Origin of the sequence: Mariniflexile soesokkakense (genome assembly GCF_039650365.1) — a bacterium.
Taxonomy (GTDB): domain Bacteria; phylum Bacteroidota; class Bacteroidia; order Flavobacteriales; family Flavobacteriaceae; genus Mariniflexile; species Mariniflexile soesokkakense.
This window is the reverse complement of the sequence record NZ_JAZHYP010000008.1, coordinates 52,696-68,480: the sequence shown is the minus strand read 5'-3', so window position 1 is coordinate 68,480 and position 15,785 is coordinate 52,696. Positions and strand designations below refer to the sequence as shown.

Here is a 15,785-nt window from a genome sequence, read left to right as displayed (position 1 = left end):
TGTTTATCTATAATTATACAAAAACTCTATGTTTTATGCTTATTAACAAAGAAGTTTACTCAAGTTTATTAATGTAAATAAACTTAATAAAATATAAATTAATCACATTTAGGGGTAAAAATGGGGGTAAATAATTATCTTTAGCAAAAATATTTTTTATGGCTTCAGTAAATTATCGTCTAAAAACCAATAGTGATTGGAATACTATCTATCTACGATTTAAGCAAGGCAGTCAATTTGATTACGAAGTAGCAACAGATTTTAGTGTTCCCAAAAATAGATGGAGCAAACCAAAGCAGGAGGTTTTAAGCACTAAGGAAGTTGATAGCGTTAAGATTAATATTAAGCTAAACGAACTCAAGGCTTTTATTATAAAGGCTTATGAAGATTCTAAAGCTGATGGGGCTATTATTACTAACAATTGGTTAAAAGAACAGATAGCTATATTTCTTAACAAGGAAACTCAAAATACAGACCTAGATAATAAAATATTTATCACAAATTTTATAGAAACTTTTATAAAAGATTCCGAGAAAAGAAAAACAAAGAAAGGGGAGTTAGTATTAAAAAGGACTATACAACATTATAGAACCACTAAAAACAAGATTCAAGCTTTCGAGAATAGTGTTAGTAAAAGATATAAACTAACTGACATTGACTTGAAGTTCCATTCTGGTTTTCTTGAATATCTAAAAGATACACAACATCTACGGAATAGTACTATAGGGGGCTATATAGACGATATAAGGTTGTTTTGCAGGACTGCCGATAAAATGGGCTATAATGTTTCAAATGAGTATAAATTAAATGAATTTTACTCTCCAAGTTACGAGACTAAAGATATTTACCTAACTACAGAAGAGATTAAGAAGATTTATAATAAATCCATAGAAAATGAAAGCTTAACTAATGCAAAGGATTGGTTTGTAATAGGCTTATATACAGGTTTAAGAGTTTCAGACTTACTTAAATTAAGTAGTAAAAACATTGATGATGACTTTATTACTCTTACTACCAAAAAAACAAGTTTCCCAGTTATTATTCCAATTCATCCACATATTAGAGAAATTCTAAAGAAAAGGAACGGAAAATTTCCACGTAAAATAAGCGACCAGAAGTTTAACGATTATATTAAGATAGTTTGTGAAAAGGTGGGCTTTACTGAATTTGTAGAAGGTTCTAAGATGTGTCCTAAGGAGATTGTAAAAGATGGTAAGAAAAAAATAATACACAGGAAGATAGATGGTAAATACCCTAAATTTGAATTAATATCAAGCCATATTTGTCGCAGGAGTTTTGCATCTAATTTATATGGTAAAATAGATACACTAACTATTATGAAAATTACAGGACATAAAACAGAATCCCAATTTTTAAAATACATAAAAATAACCCCCAAAGAGTATGCAATAAAATTAAAGGAGCATTGGAAAGAAAATAAACATCTTTTTGATTAGGCTAATCTCAAACCAATACATATTTTTATGCTTTTTGAAACTAAGTCTATAAATGAGCCAAAATATACTACAATACGAATCTAAAGTATGGTCAACTGCCGACCTATTAATCGGGGCAGGAATAAAACAATCGGACTTCCCTAAATATATGATGCCCTACTTTGCAATGATAATGTTGGAAAGTAGATTAGTAAGACATTACAAAGAACTTCTAAAAGATTTTGGAGCTGATTCTATTGACGATATAGATGATGTTAACGACTTTTTAGATGAGTTTAAAGACTATAACATTGGTTATAACGAAGTTGTTATAAAGCAGCATAAAACATTAGCGGAAATCTGTAAAAATGATAAAACATTCGATAACGATTTTGATACTTACCTTAAATCATTTGACCCAGAAACTAAAGAACTGTTAGGGGTTGATAGAGGTAACACTGAAGAAAAGTATTTAGATATTTCGGGAGTTAGTGGGCAGTTACGTAAAAAGGACATTCTTTTTGATACAGTTAAAAAATGGAGCGAAATAGATTTAACGCCTTTTAATAACTCCGAAATAACCACTTTAGAAGAGCATATAAAACGTAAATGGGCTGACATATCTGCTGAAACTGCTGGAGAGCAATATACCCCCGACGATATTATTGCTTTAATTTCTGAAATTATCCTATCTAAAATTGAAGATAATGGGGAGTTTTTAACCATTTATGACCCGACTTGTGGCGGTGGCAACTTACTTTTTGGGGTAGAGGATAAAATAAAAGACCAATACAGCCGACCTACAAAAACCTACGGAGAGGACTGGAGCGATAGTTTGTATGCCCTAGCAAAAATAGAAAGTCGTTTCCGTACAGATTCCGATATTAGGTATGGTAACACATTAACTAATATTTCTTTCATAGAGAAGAAGTTTGATATTATTGTAGCTAATCCACCATACGGGGTAGATTGGAAAGGCTATAAAAAAGATATTGAAAACGATACTACCGAACGCTTCCACGCATTACCTTCTATTTCAGATGGGCAGTTTTTATTTACACAACATATATTATCTCAATTAGAGGATAATGGTTTGTCTGTAGTGGTTCATAACGGTTCTACATTGTTCAGTGGTGATGCAGGTAGCGGAGAAAGTAACATTAGAAAGTATTTTTTTGATAATGATTGGGTTGAGGCAATAATACAGATGCCTACAGATGAGTTTTTTAACACAGGCATTTATACCTATTTATGGGTGTTTAACAAGAACAAAGCAGAAGAGAGAAGAGATAAAATTATATTAATTAACGGAAGTGATTTTTACGAACCTTTAAAAAAGAGTAAAGGGAAAAAGCGTAAAGAAATGGCTCTACATAACCGTAAAACTATTTTAGATGCTTTAACCAATTTTGAAGACACTGACTATGCAAAGGTGTTTGATAAGTGGCATTTCTATTTTAATAAGCAAGCTATTATGTTAACCAATGTTGATTATAATGGTAAGTCTTTAGAAAGCATATTGCCAGTTAAAAAAAACGCAGTAGGAAAAGAGATAAGAGCGAAAAGTATAAAAGTGGAAGCAAACACCATAACAGTTTTAGATACGTTTAAAAAGGACGGTTTAAAGGCTATTAATACTATGGAGATAATTAGTTTTCCAGAACCTGACTACACAAGTTTAAAAGACTATTACGACACATACTACAAAAGCTTTGTTGCAGAGTTTGACTATAAAGACCCTGCTTTTATGGTTTTAGATACAAAAGGAAATAGTTACAGTTATGACGTGGATAAGGAAACCATTATAAAAACTGATAAAAACCAAAATGTAACCGAACTAGGTAACGGTAAAATTGTAATAAAAGCTACATTTAAAAAGGCAAGTAAAACCAAAGATGCCAATATTACTATTACTGTAGAGTTAACGCCAGATTACGAAAAGGACTATGAAATAATACCTTATTCGCCAATAGAAACCGAAAACCAGAAAAATATTGGGGATTTTATGGCTAAGTATATTACAAAACCGTTTAGTTACATAGAAAATACCATAGGTGTAGAAATAAATTTTAATAAGGTATTCTATAAACCAGAACAGTTACGCTCTTTACAAGATATTATTACCGATTTAAAAGAGTTAGAAAGCAAATTATTTAACCTTGAACATGATCTAGAAATTTAATGGAATTATATAAAAATTTTAAAGATTCTGAAATTCAATGGTTGGGGAAAATACCTGAACATTGGAAGCTGGATAGAATAAAAAATATTGGAAGTGTAAAAGCAAGAGTTGGTTGGAAAGCTTTAAAAGCTTCAGAATATGTTAAATCAGGATATTTTTTTCTTTCTACTCCAAATATTAAAAAAGTTGATATTGATTATAATAATGTTAACTATATCACAAAAGAAAGATATTATGAATCTCCTGAAATTATGTTGAATAATGGGGATATTCTTTTGGTTAAAGATGGTTCAACCTTAGGGATTGTAAATATTGTAGAAGACCTAAAGAGCAAAGGAACTGTAAACAGTTCTATTGGGGTATTAAGGTTAAAAAATCAGCATAATAAATATTTTTTTTATTTTTTAAAGTCTAATTATCTTCAAAATATAATAGGATTGAAAAAAGAAGGGATGGGTGTTCCTCACTTGTTCCAGAAAGATATTAATAATTTTATTTTAACAATACCCCCTTTAAAAGAACAATCCCAAATAGCCAATTATTTAGATTCTAAAACTATAGCAATAGACAAAAAAATAAAACTTTTACAACAAAAAGTTAAATATTTCAAAGCCTATCGTAAAACTTTAATAAATGAGGTTGTTACCAAGGGTTTAGATAAAAATGTCAAGTTAAAAGATAGCGGTGTTAAATGGATAGGGGAAATTCCAGAACATTGGGAGATTAGGAGAATAAAAGATATTTTTAACACACTGGCTGGAGGAACTCCTTCAACTGGGGAATCATCTTATTGGGTTGGAGATATTCCGTGGATTCCATCTGGAGCAGTTCAAAATGGAGAAGTAAATAAAGACATTGTTAAGTCTTACATTTCAGAAGAAGCATTATTAAAAAGTTCAACGAAAATGGCTAGAAAGGATTCTATATTGATAGCTTTAACAGGAGCAACTTGCTCCAACATAGGTTACTTAAATTTTGATACAACTATCAATCAATCAATTGTTTCGATAGATTCAAATCATAAAAAAGTTTCTCATCGATACTATTTCTATTTCCTTATCTCAGCTAGAGATAAAATTAGGACACTTATGACAGGTGGAGCTCAAGGCGGTATTAATCAAGGAGACGTTAAATATTTTAAAATTTGCGCATGTTCTAAATCAGAACAACAGCAAATATCAGATTATTTAGATGCAAGAACCAGTACTATAAATAAAATTGTTGAAAATATACAGATTCAAATAAAAACCCTAAAAGAATTACGTAAAACATTAATTAACGATGTAGTAACGGGTAAAGTAAAAGTAAGTACATAATTATGGATGAATTAATACTACAGGATAAATATCTAATAAATTTCTTTACCAATCGTGCAGATGGGTTGCAGTACAAAGAAGTTAAAGCAAATACAGTATCTAAATTACATTTTGTAGTAGAAGATTTAAAATATTTTATTAGTGAGACTACACTTAACAAAACAGCATATCGAAAACTATTAAAAATCTTTGATAATAATGAAAAGGAGTTGTTGCAGGAGTTTCAAGAGTTTTTAAACAAACGTATAGGCGAATCCATGAATATGGCTTTGTTTGTTAATAACAACAAATCTGTAACGTTTAAAGGTATAAAAATCAACTTGTTTTATCCAAGTGGTAGTATTACACATGGAGATAAACTGTTTGAAGAAAATGTGTTTTCAGTAGTTCAAGAATTACCCTATATCTATAGTTATGAAGGTAAAAACCATTTTAGTTTCCGTCCAGATATTACTTTTTTCTTAAACGGTATTTTTTTAGGGTATTCAGAGTTAAAATCTAATTACAACAATCAAAGCGCACATAAAGACGGTAAAATAAAAATAGCTAACGACTATCAAAAAGCGGTTTCAAACTATTTAGATATTGCAGACGGTAACGATGTGTCTCAAACCATAAGAAAGGATTTTTTAAAGATATTCGAGAAAGCTATACATATAACAACTACCGATGTTCAAGATACTTTTATAATAAGGGACATTTCTAACCAATTTGAAGAGATTAAATCTAAAGTTGAAGATAATTCCTTTGATTTCGATAAGTATAAAGCAAACATTAAAAACGCATTAAAACCTTATCCTTTATTAAATGCCACAGCTAATAAACAGGAACGCTTTGAAGAAGTATTTAAGGCTTTGTACAGTAAAAAAATGATAGAGCGTGAAATTCTCTATTATAACTTTATAGAGCGAGAATTAGTTAAAGCAGATAAAGTTAAACAAAAGGAATACAAGCATAATGACGGTAGGTTAATTGCGCCACGTCCAAAACAGAAATTTGGAGCAGATAAAATCATCAACAAAATAGACGAGTTTTTAGAGCATGAGGACGAACCAGATTACTTTATAAACAAACTACGCCAGCAGCTAACAGAAAAGGGCTTAGGAGCTTCACAAATAGAAGATTTAATAAATAAAAGACAGAAGTATCAAAACAATAAAAACGTTTATTCGCTACTCTTACAATATGCAGCAGGTTTTGGTAAAAGTAATATTATAGGTTGGACTGCTTTGCAACTTAAAGATTTACGTAAAAATAATGAGTTTGTATATGATAAGATAATGTTGGTTGTTGATAGGGTGCAGTTACGAGACCAATTAGATAGTAAAATGTACAATATGAACATAGCAAATAGTATGTTCATAGAAGCCAATAATAAAAAATCTTTTTTGGAAGCATTAAACACAGACAAACGAATAGTAGTTGTTAACCTTCAAAAGTTTAATTCTATAAAAGAATTTTTAGATGATGAAGTAATACTAAAATTGGCATCAATGCGTATTGCTTTTTTAATAGACGAAATACATCGTTCAAATAGTGGGATGCAACACGAAGAAATGGTGTCTTTATTTGATGAGTTACAGAATAGTTTTGATACAAATAAAGAATATAAAAAGACCTATAATAAGAAAAACCTAATAATAGGTTTTACGGCAACCCCAAGTGATGTAACATTAGCACGTTTTGGAGAGTACAACAAGTATGCAGAAGCTGAAAAAATATGGGTGCCATTTGATAGCTACACAATGAAAGAAGCTATTGAAGATGGTTATATTTTAAACCCTATTAAGGGCATAGTTCCTGTGTCCGCTAAAATGTATTTTGATAAACCCGAAGATGCTTTAGAGGGGTTTGAAGGGGATGTTGGTTATGGAGAAATGCCAGATAATCCAGATTCAGGCGTGGATGCAAATGGTAAAAAATACAGGATTAGTAAAAAAAACATATACGAAAACGAAGAGCGTATAGAAGCAATTTCAAAGTTTGTAGCTAAAAGATTGGTAACAGCAGTATATCATAATATTAGGGGAACTGCTAAGGCTATGTTCGCAGCTTCTTCTATTAAAGCAGCTATTAAATATCGTAAATATATTCAGCAATATTATAACGAACTAATTACAGAGAAAAAGTACGAACGTTTTAAAGATGCACCTATTTATATAGTTTATAGTTCAGATGGGCAGAAGTATGAAAGTGCTTCAACACTAAACGGTGGGTTATCCGAATCTAAAGTATTACAGAATTTTGCCGTTAAAAAGAACGGATTAGTGATAGTTGTAGATAAGCTTCAAACAGGATTTGACGAGCCTAAATTACATACCTTATTTTTAGATAAAGAGGTAAGGGGGATAAATGCTATACAAACAATTTCAAGGGTAAATAGAACGGCAGGAAAGCATAAAAAGGACTGTAAAATTATAGACTTATCTTATAAGAATGTAAATGTAAATAACATAAAACAAGCCTTTGAACATTTTAGTAATGTTGTTGTTAGTGATTTTGATCCTTTAGGTCAAGAACAGTTGCTACAAGAGATTTATGATAACCTTCAACTAGAGAATATTTTCAAGGCACATTTTAAGCCTTTCAAAGCATATCAATTAAGCGATAAAAAAGACATAACGGCTATTTTAAATTTTGAAAGTGCAGTTACACAATTAGTAAGGAAGCAGCCAGAGGATGCTAAGAAGCTTAAAAATAATATTAATAAATATTTCAAAATTTTAAATCTAATAGCTTTTGTTATTGAGATAGATGATAAGTTTAGTGAGGAGCATTTTACTGAGTTTTGGTATAGATATAGTGTTTTATATAATTCTTTAACTGGTACAACAGAGTTAATTGATGATGTAGATGTGTATTTTGACAATAGAATAGGTATAGTTGCACCACCAGAAGAGGTTGAAAAACCTAAAGGGAAGCCAAATAATAACGAGCCATCAGGAAAACCAGGGAAGCAATATAAATTTGATATTTTGGCAGTTATAGAAAAGCGCAATGAGGAAGAAGAGGAAATTGAAGCTTTGATAATAGATTTTCAAAATAAGATAGAAGCCTTTTTTGAATATGTGCGATTACCCGAAAATGGCACGCATCTTATAGCTAAAATGAAAGATGAAGGTTCTGTATTTGACGAAGAAGAAATATATAGTGATTTTGCTAAACTCTACAGGAAATATATTAGACGCAATAGGAATGTATTAGGTCAATTCTTTATCAAAGAAACAGAAGACATAGTAAATCAGTTATGTGATGATTTTGAGAAGACAGTAAAATAAATTTTAATGTCTAAATAAATTCATTTTATATAACTTTGCAATATGTTATTTCAGTATTGGAGTGATAATCCTTTGTGATGGATAACTATCTACCAAAGTGTAATTCCTGTTGGACTGTATCCCTCAAGGCGATGGCTTGGTGTTTTTTTCCAAAATACTGTCCAAGGTTTTTCGTATGTAGACGAGAAACTGGCAATTAATTTTACATGTTTTTGGGAGCAGTAATTGTTTTGTCAAGATGTTCGTAAATATTATTAAATCCAATAGATTCCATTACTTTATTCGCAGATTTGTTATCCCTTTCAGTCATTAAATAACATGCTTTAGCTTTTGTCATTAATTCACTAGTTAGATAATTTAAAAGGGATTTTCCAATTCCTTTATTTCTATATTTTTCTCGAACATATAGAGTACCAATCATAGGCTCATCTGATTCGACATACATTGCAGTACAGAAACCAGTTATTTCTGCCCCGTTTTTATTAATTACAATACTTGATTTAGAAATTTGATTTCTAGCTGTATTTATGAAATCTTCAAGAGGTCTGACGCTTAATTCTTTATATTCTTCTCTGTGAGCTTCCATACATAATTGCGCCAATTCATCCAAATCAGTAAGAGTTGGATATAGGATTAGTAATGTATTAGAAGGTTTTATTTTGTCGGTAATTTTATAAAAAATGCGGTTTTTAAAATCATTAGTTTTAATATCAGTTTTTTCAAAAAGTTGATTTATTAATTCATATGTTCCAACAAAATGAAATTCATTTGGAAACGACTTAAAGTCTATTCTATCTCTAACAATTTTTAATTCTTCTTGTGTCCAATCTTTTCCATACAAGTAGTAATTGAAATCTATAAATAAACCAATTATTTTAGTAGTCTTACCATTTTTTAAAATAAAGCAATCATAGAAACTTGTATGTCCATAATTGACCATATTAACTGCATTAAAAAAGAAATAAAATTGAAACCTTTCTGGACTAGCAAAATTTTCTATTTTATTAATAAAACTCTCGTCTAATATTTCAATTTCTTCTATTTTTATCATTTTTGGTTTATTATTGCAAACGTTTATGTATATGAGCTGTGGCGTGTCTCGGCACAGACCTTTCCTGATAAAACTAGCTTTGGAAAATCCGCAGGAGTTTCCAAGTAAGGACTAACCCAGCCATGCCTTATGTGCTGTGTCGGTAGCAGTTATTTTATTCAGGTTTAATATCAAATGCTTGATTAATTTCATCAGCAAAAGGTCTTAAAAAATTATATGAAATATGAAAATCGTTCATATCAATTTCAAATTCGCCTTTGTAAAGAGTAATTCCTCTTAAAGTCAACAAATACTCTTTAAAGCTGCCATTTCGGTTTAGGCTATAATCTTCTATACCAAATATGTTAAAATTTCTATTTTCAAAAGCACCATATTGCAAACCACCACCTACACTTGTTATATTTTCATCTTTTACTATTTCTCTTAATATTTTTAACGGAATTGTGTTTTTATTTTGATTGTAAACTATTTCAGCTGATTTTTTTCCTGAACCATAAAACAGAATAGAATTATCATTCTCTAAAATCTCTTCGAATTTAGGAATTGTTCGGTCTTCTAAAATTTCTAAACTATAATGAAATACTTTAATTTTATTTTTTTCTGGACAATATCCTCCCAATAGTAATTCGCAAACACCGTTTTTTAAAAGAATTTGTGTCAAATCGGAAGTTGTTTTTTTATAAATTTTAAATACTATATCAGCTATTTTCTCCATTGAAATATTTGACCAATTCGGGGCATATTGCAAGTTTTGAAGAATTTCATAAATAGATTCTTTAATTAGATATGCGTTCATAGCACTTCCTATTACTGCCAATCCAATTTTATAATCATAATCTAACGTTTGTCTTCTTGTTGAAGTGTCAGTTGGAGAATAAATTTTGACTGGAATGGAAAACACTTTAATACCAAAGTCAATATGTCCTTGATTGCCAAAAGATATTCTGGAGTCGGAACAAAAAGAGATTTTATTGTTTTTTCTTTCGGCAATTACTAATGTCATTTCTCGTGTTTTTTTTAATTGCTACCAACGGTCTCGTATAACCGTTAGTACGGGATTAAAGTTAATGATTTTCGGTTCCGAGTAGATTCGGACGCAGTCGAATCCGCCGTAATTGCGGTTATACATTGTTAGGCACTGGCTTTTATTCAAATTTCAGTCTATTTTGATTGTCTGATTTTGATATGTGTTCATATACTTTTTCAATCACATAACTGTTTTGGTCAATAATATATGTCTGTAAATCTTCGTCATAATTTCGTTTTCGAGATAGGGTTACTTTCAAAGCATCTCCTTTCCTAAAAGCTTCATTTTTGAGACGTTCAAAAAAGTCGGCATCTTTTATTGAGGCTTTTATTGGATAACCTCTAAAAACAAAAGCCCATTTTGCGTGTCCCTCAAAGTGTATGGTTTTTATGATTAAAGTTGCTTTATCAGTTAGAATGTCAGATTCTGGTAGTTCTTCAATTTCTTGTGTATCAATTTGGTCGATAAATTTTGGAAATTCTGTTCTGTTAATATTTATTACTTCTCTTTCTTCTTGTTCTATTTTCAAGTCTTTTACATTTTCATCGTTATTTACGATTATAAAAGTCTGTTTAATTTTTTGATTAGCACCAGAATTTTGAGATACATTATAAATTATTTTAGGTAGTTCTTTATCAACTATCTGTTTGTCTTCCAAAATTTGTTTTATTTCTTCTTCCGTTTTGTTTTGAGTTGCGTTTGTTGCGAATAAAATCAGAAGTCCAACTAATGTTCCAACAGTCAAGTCTCCCATTTTTTCTAAAATCAAATCTTTATACTTTGACTTTAGTTTTATTTTGAAACTTCCATTTTCGGGTGGTGAAACTTCAATAACCATATCGTTAGGATTGTAACCTAATTCATTATTGATTAAGTAAAGTAATTGTTTGTAGTTGTCTAAAAATTCAGTTAGAGTTTCAACTTTGATATTTCCGTCTCCGCCGAATTTTATGGTTAGTTGGTTATTTTCAATCATTCTGTTTTTTCAGCTTGTGCCTAACTTAGTTATATAGATTATTGAATATCCTTTATTAGGATGAAATGGAATAATAACAATACTTTTTTCGTATATAATCCATATTTATCTTTAATAATTTTTAAATCCTTTAGCTAATATAGTTACTTTCTTACAAAACCTAAAACTTATTTTTTTAATTTAACTAATGAGTTTATTATTTCACTTCTTTTATAATAGCTTCTAGCTCCAATACCATAGGCAGTTACTTTACCTTTATTTGTCCAATGCCATAATGTTGTACTGTCAATTTTAAGGTATTCTGCTGTTTCTTTTCTTGTCATCAGTTCTTCAGGTTCTTTAGGCTGAAAATTTTGTTTCAAATTGTTTAAATCACTTTCAATAGATGATATTTTTTCTAATATTAACTCCATTGCTTTTGGTAAATCTTCAAATTTTAAGTCTTTCATTTTTTATTATTTAATAACTTTGTTAAACTATGAAGATAAGAAACCTACATATTTCTAAAAACATTGAATTTTACACTCCAAGCTATTCAATTAGTTTAGAATTACCTTTTGTATCAAATGGTATTAGTGCAGGTTTTCCCTCTCCAGCAGATGACTTTTTAGATATTAATATTGACTTAAACAAACATCTAATAAAAAACCCTAGTACTACTTTCTATGGTAAGGTACGAGGTAATTCAATGATAGATGCAGGCATCCACGATGGCGATTTGTTAATAATTGATAAAAGTTTAGAACCGACAAATAATAAGATTGCTATTTGTTTTATTGATGGCGAGTTTACTGTAAAAAGAATAAAAATCGAAAAGGATATTATTTGGCTAATTGCAGAAAACAAAGACTATAAACCTATAAAGGTTACAAAAGATAATGACTTCATTATTTGGGGTGTTGTTATAAATGTTATTAAGTACCTCTAAATGTTTGCACTTGTAGACTGTAATAATTTTTACGCTTCCTGTGAGCGTGTTTTTAATCCATCCTTAAACGGTAAGCCAGTTGTGGTTTTGTCAAATAACGATGGTTGTGTTATAGCACGTTCCAATGAGGCTAAAGCGTTAGGTATTCCTATGGGTGCACCTGCATTTGAATATGCTAAAGTATTTGATGAAAATAACATTTCAGTCTTTTCATCAAACTATGCACTTTATGGGGATATGAGCAGTAGGGTAATGAATTTATTATCTGAATTTACTCCAGAAGTAGAGATTTACAGTATAGACGAAGCTTTCTTAAAATTTGAAGGTTTTAAATTGTTCGATTTACAGGAGATTGGCAATAAAATAAGGTATCGTGTTACCAAAGGTACAGGCATACCAATTAGCATTGGTTTTGCGCCTTCAAAGGCATTATCTAAGGTTGCAAATAAGATAGCAAAGAAGTTTCCAGAGCGCACGAATAGTGTTTATGTGATAGACTGTGAAGAAAAACGTATAAACGCTTTAAAATGGCTTAAAATTGAAGACGTTTGGGGTATAGGTAGGCAACATGCAAAGAGACTTAAAAATCTTAATATTCATAACGCTTTTCAGTTTACACAACTTTCAGATGATTGGGTACGTAATAATATGTCAGTAGTAGGTTTAAGATTAAAACACGAATTAGAAGGCAAGCCAACTTTAGATTTAGAAACAAAAGCCAATAAAAAAATGATAGCGACTACACGTTCTTTTGAAGCGATGCTTACAAGCTATCAGGATATTAAAGAGCGTGTATCTACCTTTTCAATTTCTTGTGCCGAAAAACTTCGGAGACAAGAATCCCATTGTAATTTGTTAATGGTCTTTTTGCATACCAACGGTTTCCGTAAAGATTTACCACAATACGGTAGAAATATTGTTATCAAAACACATTATCCAACTGATTCTAGTATCGATTTGGTCAAATATGCAGAGGCAGGATTAAAGGCAATTTACAAAGAGGGATATCACTACAAAAAGGCAGGTGTTATAGTTATGGGGCTGACTCCAAACAATCAAAAACAGTTTACTTTATTTACTGCTGAAAACCCTAAGCATCAACCAATAATGAATATAGTTGATAGGTTAAATAAGGCTTATGGCAATAATAAAGTTAAATTTGGTAGTCAGTCTTTAGGTCGTCAATGGAAAATGAAACAAGAGCGTTTATCCCCTAGATACTCAACTAACTTAAATGAAATTATCACGATTAACACATAATTAGTATATTTATAAGTCAAATTTTTTAAGCTATGTGCTTTCATACATCCCAGACAAAAAAAGTAGTAGAACTTGAAAATCGCTACAATGTATCACTTACAGACGATGATGCAAGGGATGCTTATGACATACCTCGTTACCATCTAAATGGGTTTGCGCATCCCGATATGCTTATCATACCTCAAGAAGAGCCATCGGTATTAGCTCCTGCTTTATGGGGGATAGTTCCAAACAATAAAAAGCCTGAACAGTTAAGTGATTATTATAAGGATGCTGTTAAATATGGGGGTGGGTTAAATGCACAATCTGAAAAGTTATTTGAACATTTCATATATAAACATTCAGCACTAACTAGGCGTTGTATTGTTCCAGTAACAGGTTTTTTTGAGCCTCACGAATATAAGAGTAAAAAATATCCTTTTCACATAAAGCATAAAGACAATGATGTGTTGTCATTGGCAGGTTTATATACTTTAGTAGGCAATGTCGTTACCTTTACAATTCTTACTAAAAAAGCATCTCCTTTATTTGCTAAAATTCATAATAAGAAAAATAGGCAACCAATAATTTTACAAAGGGATTTTGAGCAAGATTGGTTAAAGGACGATTTAAATGAAAACGGTATAAAAGAATTAATCAACATTAATTTTAAGGAAGATGAATTAAGTGCTTATACTGTTAGTAGAGATTTATTTAGCCCAAAAGTGAATAGTGATGTACCTAATATCCTTGAAAAAGTAGAGTTTGTAGGTCTATCAATTTTAAGTTAAAAATCATCTACTTAAACTATAGCAATTAGACAAATAAGTATCTATAAATGAATGTCTTTAATGGTCGTTTATAAGTCATTTAAACATGTTTTAAAGTAGCTTTATGTCCTTAGAGTACTTTTCCACTTCGTTACCATTTTTAAAGCTCCTTACCTCTGTAATTGTATTAAATTCTGCATTGTAAACTAGCTCAACAAAAAACTTATCTATAGCATAACAGTTGATGCGGATGTCTTTGGTTATGTAGTTATCTAAGAAGATGCCTATATCAAATACGGTTGCTAGTTTTTCTTCAAATGATAGTATATTAAATTCGTATAAGGTCATTTAAAATGAAATGTTAGCAGGTAAGGGTTACAGCAATTAATATTGTAAAAGTTGTTAGACGCTCTCTGCATTATACCAGCTCGTTTATTTATAGGAACTTTTTATGAAATAGGACAACTTTATTAATCCCCTTTTTTATGCTTGTGAGGTTTTAGTGATGGCGTATTTTTAGGAGTTTCTTTATTGTCTCGCTGACGCCTGTCAGTTTTTCCTGTTGATGTGGCAATTCTTTTTGGTCCAGGTTTAATTCCCATAATATCTATTTTTTAATTAAAATTATATACATATTTAAAGTTCGTCAAATTTTATAAATAATTTACGAAATCATTTTTAAATTTCTTAACACTTTTGTGAACAGTATATTAGGAGGTAATTTTATTCAACATTACAATAACCATTTTAATCTAAATTTAATAATCTTTCTATAATGCTCCGTAACGTTTATACTAAAGTAATTGGGTGGATAATGCAAAACTTTGAAGTATGCAAGAAATTGAGTATTAGAGTTAGTTTTTAAATTATATCTGCTTTTCCAAGATTTTATAAATTTTTTAGTTCATCTATTGTGTTATCAATTAATATAGGGATTTTTCCACTTTTTATATCTGAATAATTAATTTCTTGTGCGTTAAAAAGGTCAACAGCTACACAATAATCAGGATTAACATAAAAGTTTTTTGAGTAATATTTGTCAAGATATCTATATAGTATATCAGTAAACATGCCCAATTCACTTTTCTTAAAACCGTTTAATTTGGTAATAAACCAAATTCCTCCAACTTCCTCACTATTATTTTCGGAAAACGAGTATATATGGCAAGGTTTTGCTTCTATAGGAAGCCCTTTAATATCAAGTATAGATTTGACTTTAGGTTGCTTTAAAAATGTTAAATTGGTATTAGGTTTAAGATGTTTTAAATCAAAATCTTTAAAATTATTAACAATATCAAGGTTTCTTTGGAATTGGTCTTTTATCCTTTTTATTTCTGAGACCTCAATCTTATCTCGCAATAACTTTATCTTTTCGTCTAATAAGCTTTCATCATCAAGTCTAAAAGAATTTCTAATTGCACTTAAACAACTTATCCAATAATCGCCTCCAGAACTATCTTCTGATTTCCTTTTATCTCTCTTGAGATTATGGACAAATGTAATTTTGGTTCGTTCATTTTTCCCTCGAAATTCAATTAGGTTTTTTACAGTTACTTTCTTCATGTCAGATGATAAATATTTA

Annotated in this window: 14 protein-coding genes; 7 read left to right on the top strand and 7 right to left on the bottom strand. The window is 30.2% G+C overall.

Annotation, left to right across the window (positions count from 1 at the left end; translation table 11 throughout):
- Positions 1–158: 158 nt before the first annotated feature.
- Genes VP395_RS13895 through VP395_RS13880 form a run of 4 tightly spaced genes read left to right on the top strand, consistent with a single transcriptional unit; the run spans position 159 to position 8,212 of the window.
- Positions 159–1,457 (top strand): tyrosine-type recombinase/integrase, encoded by a 1,299-nt coding sequence (locus VP395_RS13895; RefSeq protein ID WP_346242623.1) that lies wholly within the window; start codon positions 159–161, stop codon positions 1,455–1,457.
- A gap of 52 nt (positions 1,458–1,509) precedes the next feature.
- Entirely contained in the window at positions 1,510–3,618 is a 2,109-nt protein-coding gene (locus tag VP395_RS13890) for an HsdM family class I SAM-dependent methyltransferase (protein WP_346242622.1), read from the top strand.
- The gene (locus VP395_RS13885; protein WP_346242621.1) at positions 3,618–4,934 is read left to right on the top strand and encodes a restriction endonuclease subunit S; all 1,317 of its coding nucleotides are present in this window, start codon (positions 3,618–3,620) and stop codon (positions 4,932–4,934) included. The genes VP395_RS13890 and VP395_RS13885 overlap by 1 nt, the downstream gene beginning before the upstream one ends.
- Positions 4,935–4,936: 2 nt before the next feature.
- Positions 4,937–8,212, top strand: a complete 3,276-nt coding sequence (locus tag VP395_RS13880) for a DEAD/DEAH box helicase family protein (RefSeq protein WP_346242620.1) — start codon at positions 4,937–4,939, stop codon at positions 8,210–8,212.
- A 202-nt stretch (positions 8,213–8,414) separates the two neighbouring features.
- Here VP395_RS13880 and VP395_RS13875 read toward each other — a convergent pair whose 3' ends face one another.
- The 4 genes from VP395_RS13875 to VP395_RS13860 all read right to left on the bottom strand — a co-directional run bounded on the left by VP395_RS13875 (position 8,415) and on the right by VP395_RS13860 (position 11,715).
- Entirely contained in the window at positions 8,415–9,263 is an 849-nt protein-coding gene (locus tag VP395_RS13875; protein ID WP_346242619.1) for a GNAT family N-acetyltransferase, read from the bottom strand.
- 154 nt (positions 9,264–9,417) lie between these two features.
- Positions 9,418–10,266: a hypothetical protein gene (locus VP395_RS13870; protein ID WP_346242618.1), complete on the bottom strand. Its 849-nt coding sequence runs from the start codon at positions 10,264–10,266 to the stop codon at positions 9,418–9,420.
- 142 nt (positions 10,267–10,408) lie between these two features.
- Positions 10,409–11,266: an LAPAL motif-containing putative phage structural protein gene (locus VP395_RS13865; protein WP_346242617.1), complete on the bottom strand. Its 858-nt coding sequence runs from the start codon at positions 11,264–11,266 to the stop codon at positions 10,409–10,411.
- A gap of 167 nt (positions 11,267–11,433) precedes the next feature.
- Positions 11,434–11,715: a helix-turn-helix domain-containing protein gene (locus tag VP395_RS13860; protein ID WP_346242616.1), complete on the bottom strand. Its 282-nt coding sequence runs from the start codon at positions 11,713–11,715 to the stop codon at positions 11,434–11,436.
- A 29-nt stretch (positions 11,716–11,744) separates the two neighbouring features.
- Between VP395_RS13860 and VP395_RS13855 the strand changes: the two genes are divergently transcribed.
- Genes VP395_RS13855 through VP395_RS13845 form a run of 3 tightly spaced genes read left to right on the top strand, consistent with a single transcriptional unit; the run spans position 11,745 to position 14,224 of the window.
- Entirely contained in the window at positions 11,745–12,194 is a 450-nt protein-coding gene (locus VP395_RS13855) for a LexA family protein (protein WP_346242615.1), read from the top strand.
- Complete coding sequence (locus VP395_RS13850) at positions 12,195–13,454, top strand: Y-family DNA polymerase (RefSeq protein WP_346242614.1); 1,260 nt, start codon at positions 12,195–12,197, stop codon at positions 13,452–13,454. It begins immediately after the preceding gene.
- 32 nt (positions 13,455–13,486) lie between these two features.
- Positions 13,487–14,224, top strand: a complete 738-nt coding sequence (locus tag VP395_RS13845; protein WP_346242613.1) for an SOS response-associated peptidase — start codon at positions 13,487–13,489, stop codon at positions 14,222–14,224.
- A 90-nt stretch (positions 14,225–14,314) separates the two neighbouring features.
- Here VP395_RS13845 and VP395_RS13840 read toward each other — a convergent pair whose 3' ends face one another.
- From VP395_RS13840 to VP395_RS13830, 3 genes are all read right to left on the bottom strand, one after another.
- A complete protein-coding gene (locus VP395_RS13840; protein WP_346242612.1) occupies positions 14,315–14,551 on the bottom strand; it encodes a hypothetical protein in 237 nt (78 codons plus the stop codon).
- 122 nt (positions 14,552–14,673) lie between these two features.
- Complete coding sequence (locus VP395_RS13835) at positions 14,674–14,805, bottom strand: hypothetical protein (protein WP_346242611.1); 132 nt, start codon at positions 14,803–14,805, stop codon at positions 14,674–14,676.
- 286 nt (positions 14,806–15,091) lie between these two features.
- Positions 15,092–15,766 (bottom strand): hypothetical protein, encoded by a 675-nt coding sequence (locus tag VP395_RS13830; RefSeq protein WP_346242610.1) that lies wholly within the window; start codon positions 15,764–15,766, stop codon positions 15,092–15,094.
- Positions 15,767–15,785: the final 19 nt, after the last annotated feature.

Coding starts and splice junctions, on each gene's coding strand:
- VP395_RS13865 (WP_346242617.1), bottom strand. CDS start 11,266: ATGATTGAAAATAACCAACTAACCATAAAATTCGGCGGAGACGGAAAT.
- VP395_RS13830 (WP_346242610.1), bottom strand. CDS start 15,766: ATGAAGAAAGTAACTGTAAAAAACCTAATTGAATTTCGAGGGAAAAAT.
- VP395_RS13850 (WP_346242614.1), top strand. CDS start 12,195: ATGTTTGCACTTGTAGACTGTAATAATTTTTACGCTTCCTGTGAGCGT.
- VP395_RS13880 (WP_346242620.1), top strand. CDS start 4,937: ATGGATGAATTAATACTACAGGATAAATATCTAATAAATTTCTTTACC.
- VP395_RS13840 (WP_346242612.1), bottom strand. CDS start 14,551: ATGACCTTATACGAATTTAATATACTATCATTTGAAGAAAAACTAGCA.
- VP395_RS13875 (WP_346242619.1), bottom strand. CDS start 9,263: ATGATAAAAATAGAAGAAATTGAAATATTAGACGAGAGTTTTATTAAT.
- VP395_RS13890 (WP_346242622.1), top strand. CDS start 1,510: ATGAGCCAAAATATACTACAATACGAATCTAAAGTATGGTCAACTGCC.
- VP395_RS13860 (WP_346242616.1), bottom strand. CDS start 11,715: ATGAAAGACTTAAAATTTGAAGATTTACCAAAAGCAATGGAGTTAATA.
- VP395_RS13885 (WP_346242621.1), top strand. CDS start 3,618: ATGGAATTATATAAAAATTTTAAAGATTCTGAAATTCAATGGTTGGGG.
- VP395_RS13845 (WP_346242613.1), top strand. CDS start 13,487: ATGTGCTTTCATACATCCCAGACAAAAAAAGTAGTAGAACTTGAAAAT.
- VP395_RS13895 (WP_346242623.1), top strand. CDS start 159: ATGGCTTCAGTAAATTATCGTCTAAAAACCAATAGTGATTGGAATACT.
- VP395_RS13835 (WP_346242611.1), bottom strand. CDS start 14,805: ATGGGAATTAAACCTGGACCAAAAAGAATTGCCACATCAACAGGAAAA.
- VP395_RS13855 (WP_346242615.1), top strand. CDS start 11,745: ATGAAGATAAGAAACCTACATATTTCTAAAAACATTGAATTTTACACT.
- VP395_RS13870 (WP_346242618.1), bottom strand. CDS start 10,266: ATGACATTAGTAATTGCCGAAAGAAAAAACAATAAAATCTCTTTTTGT.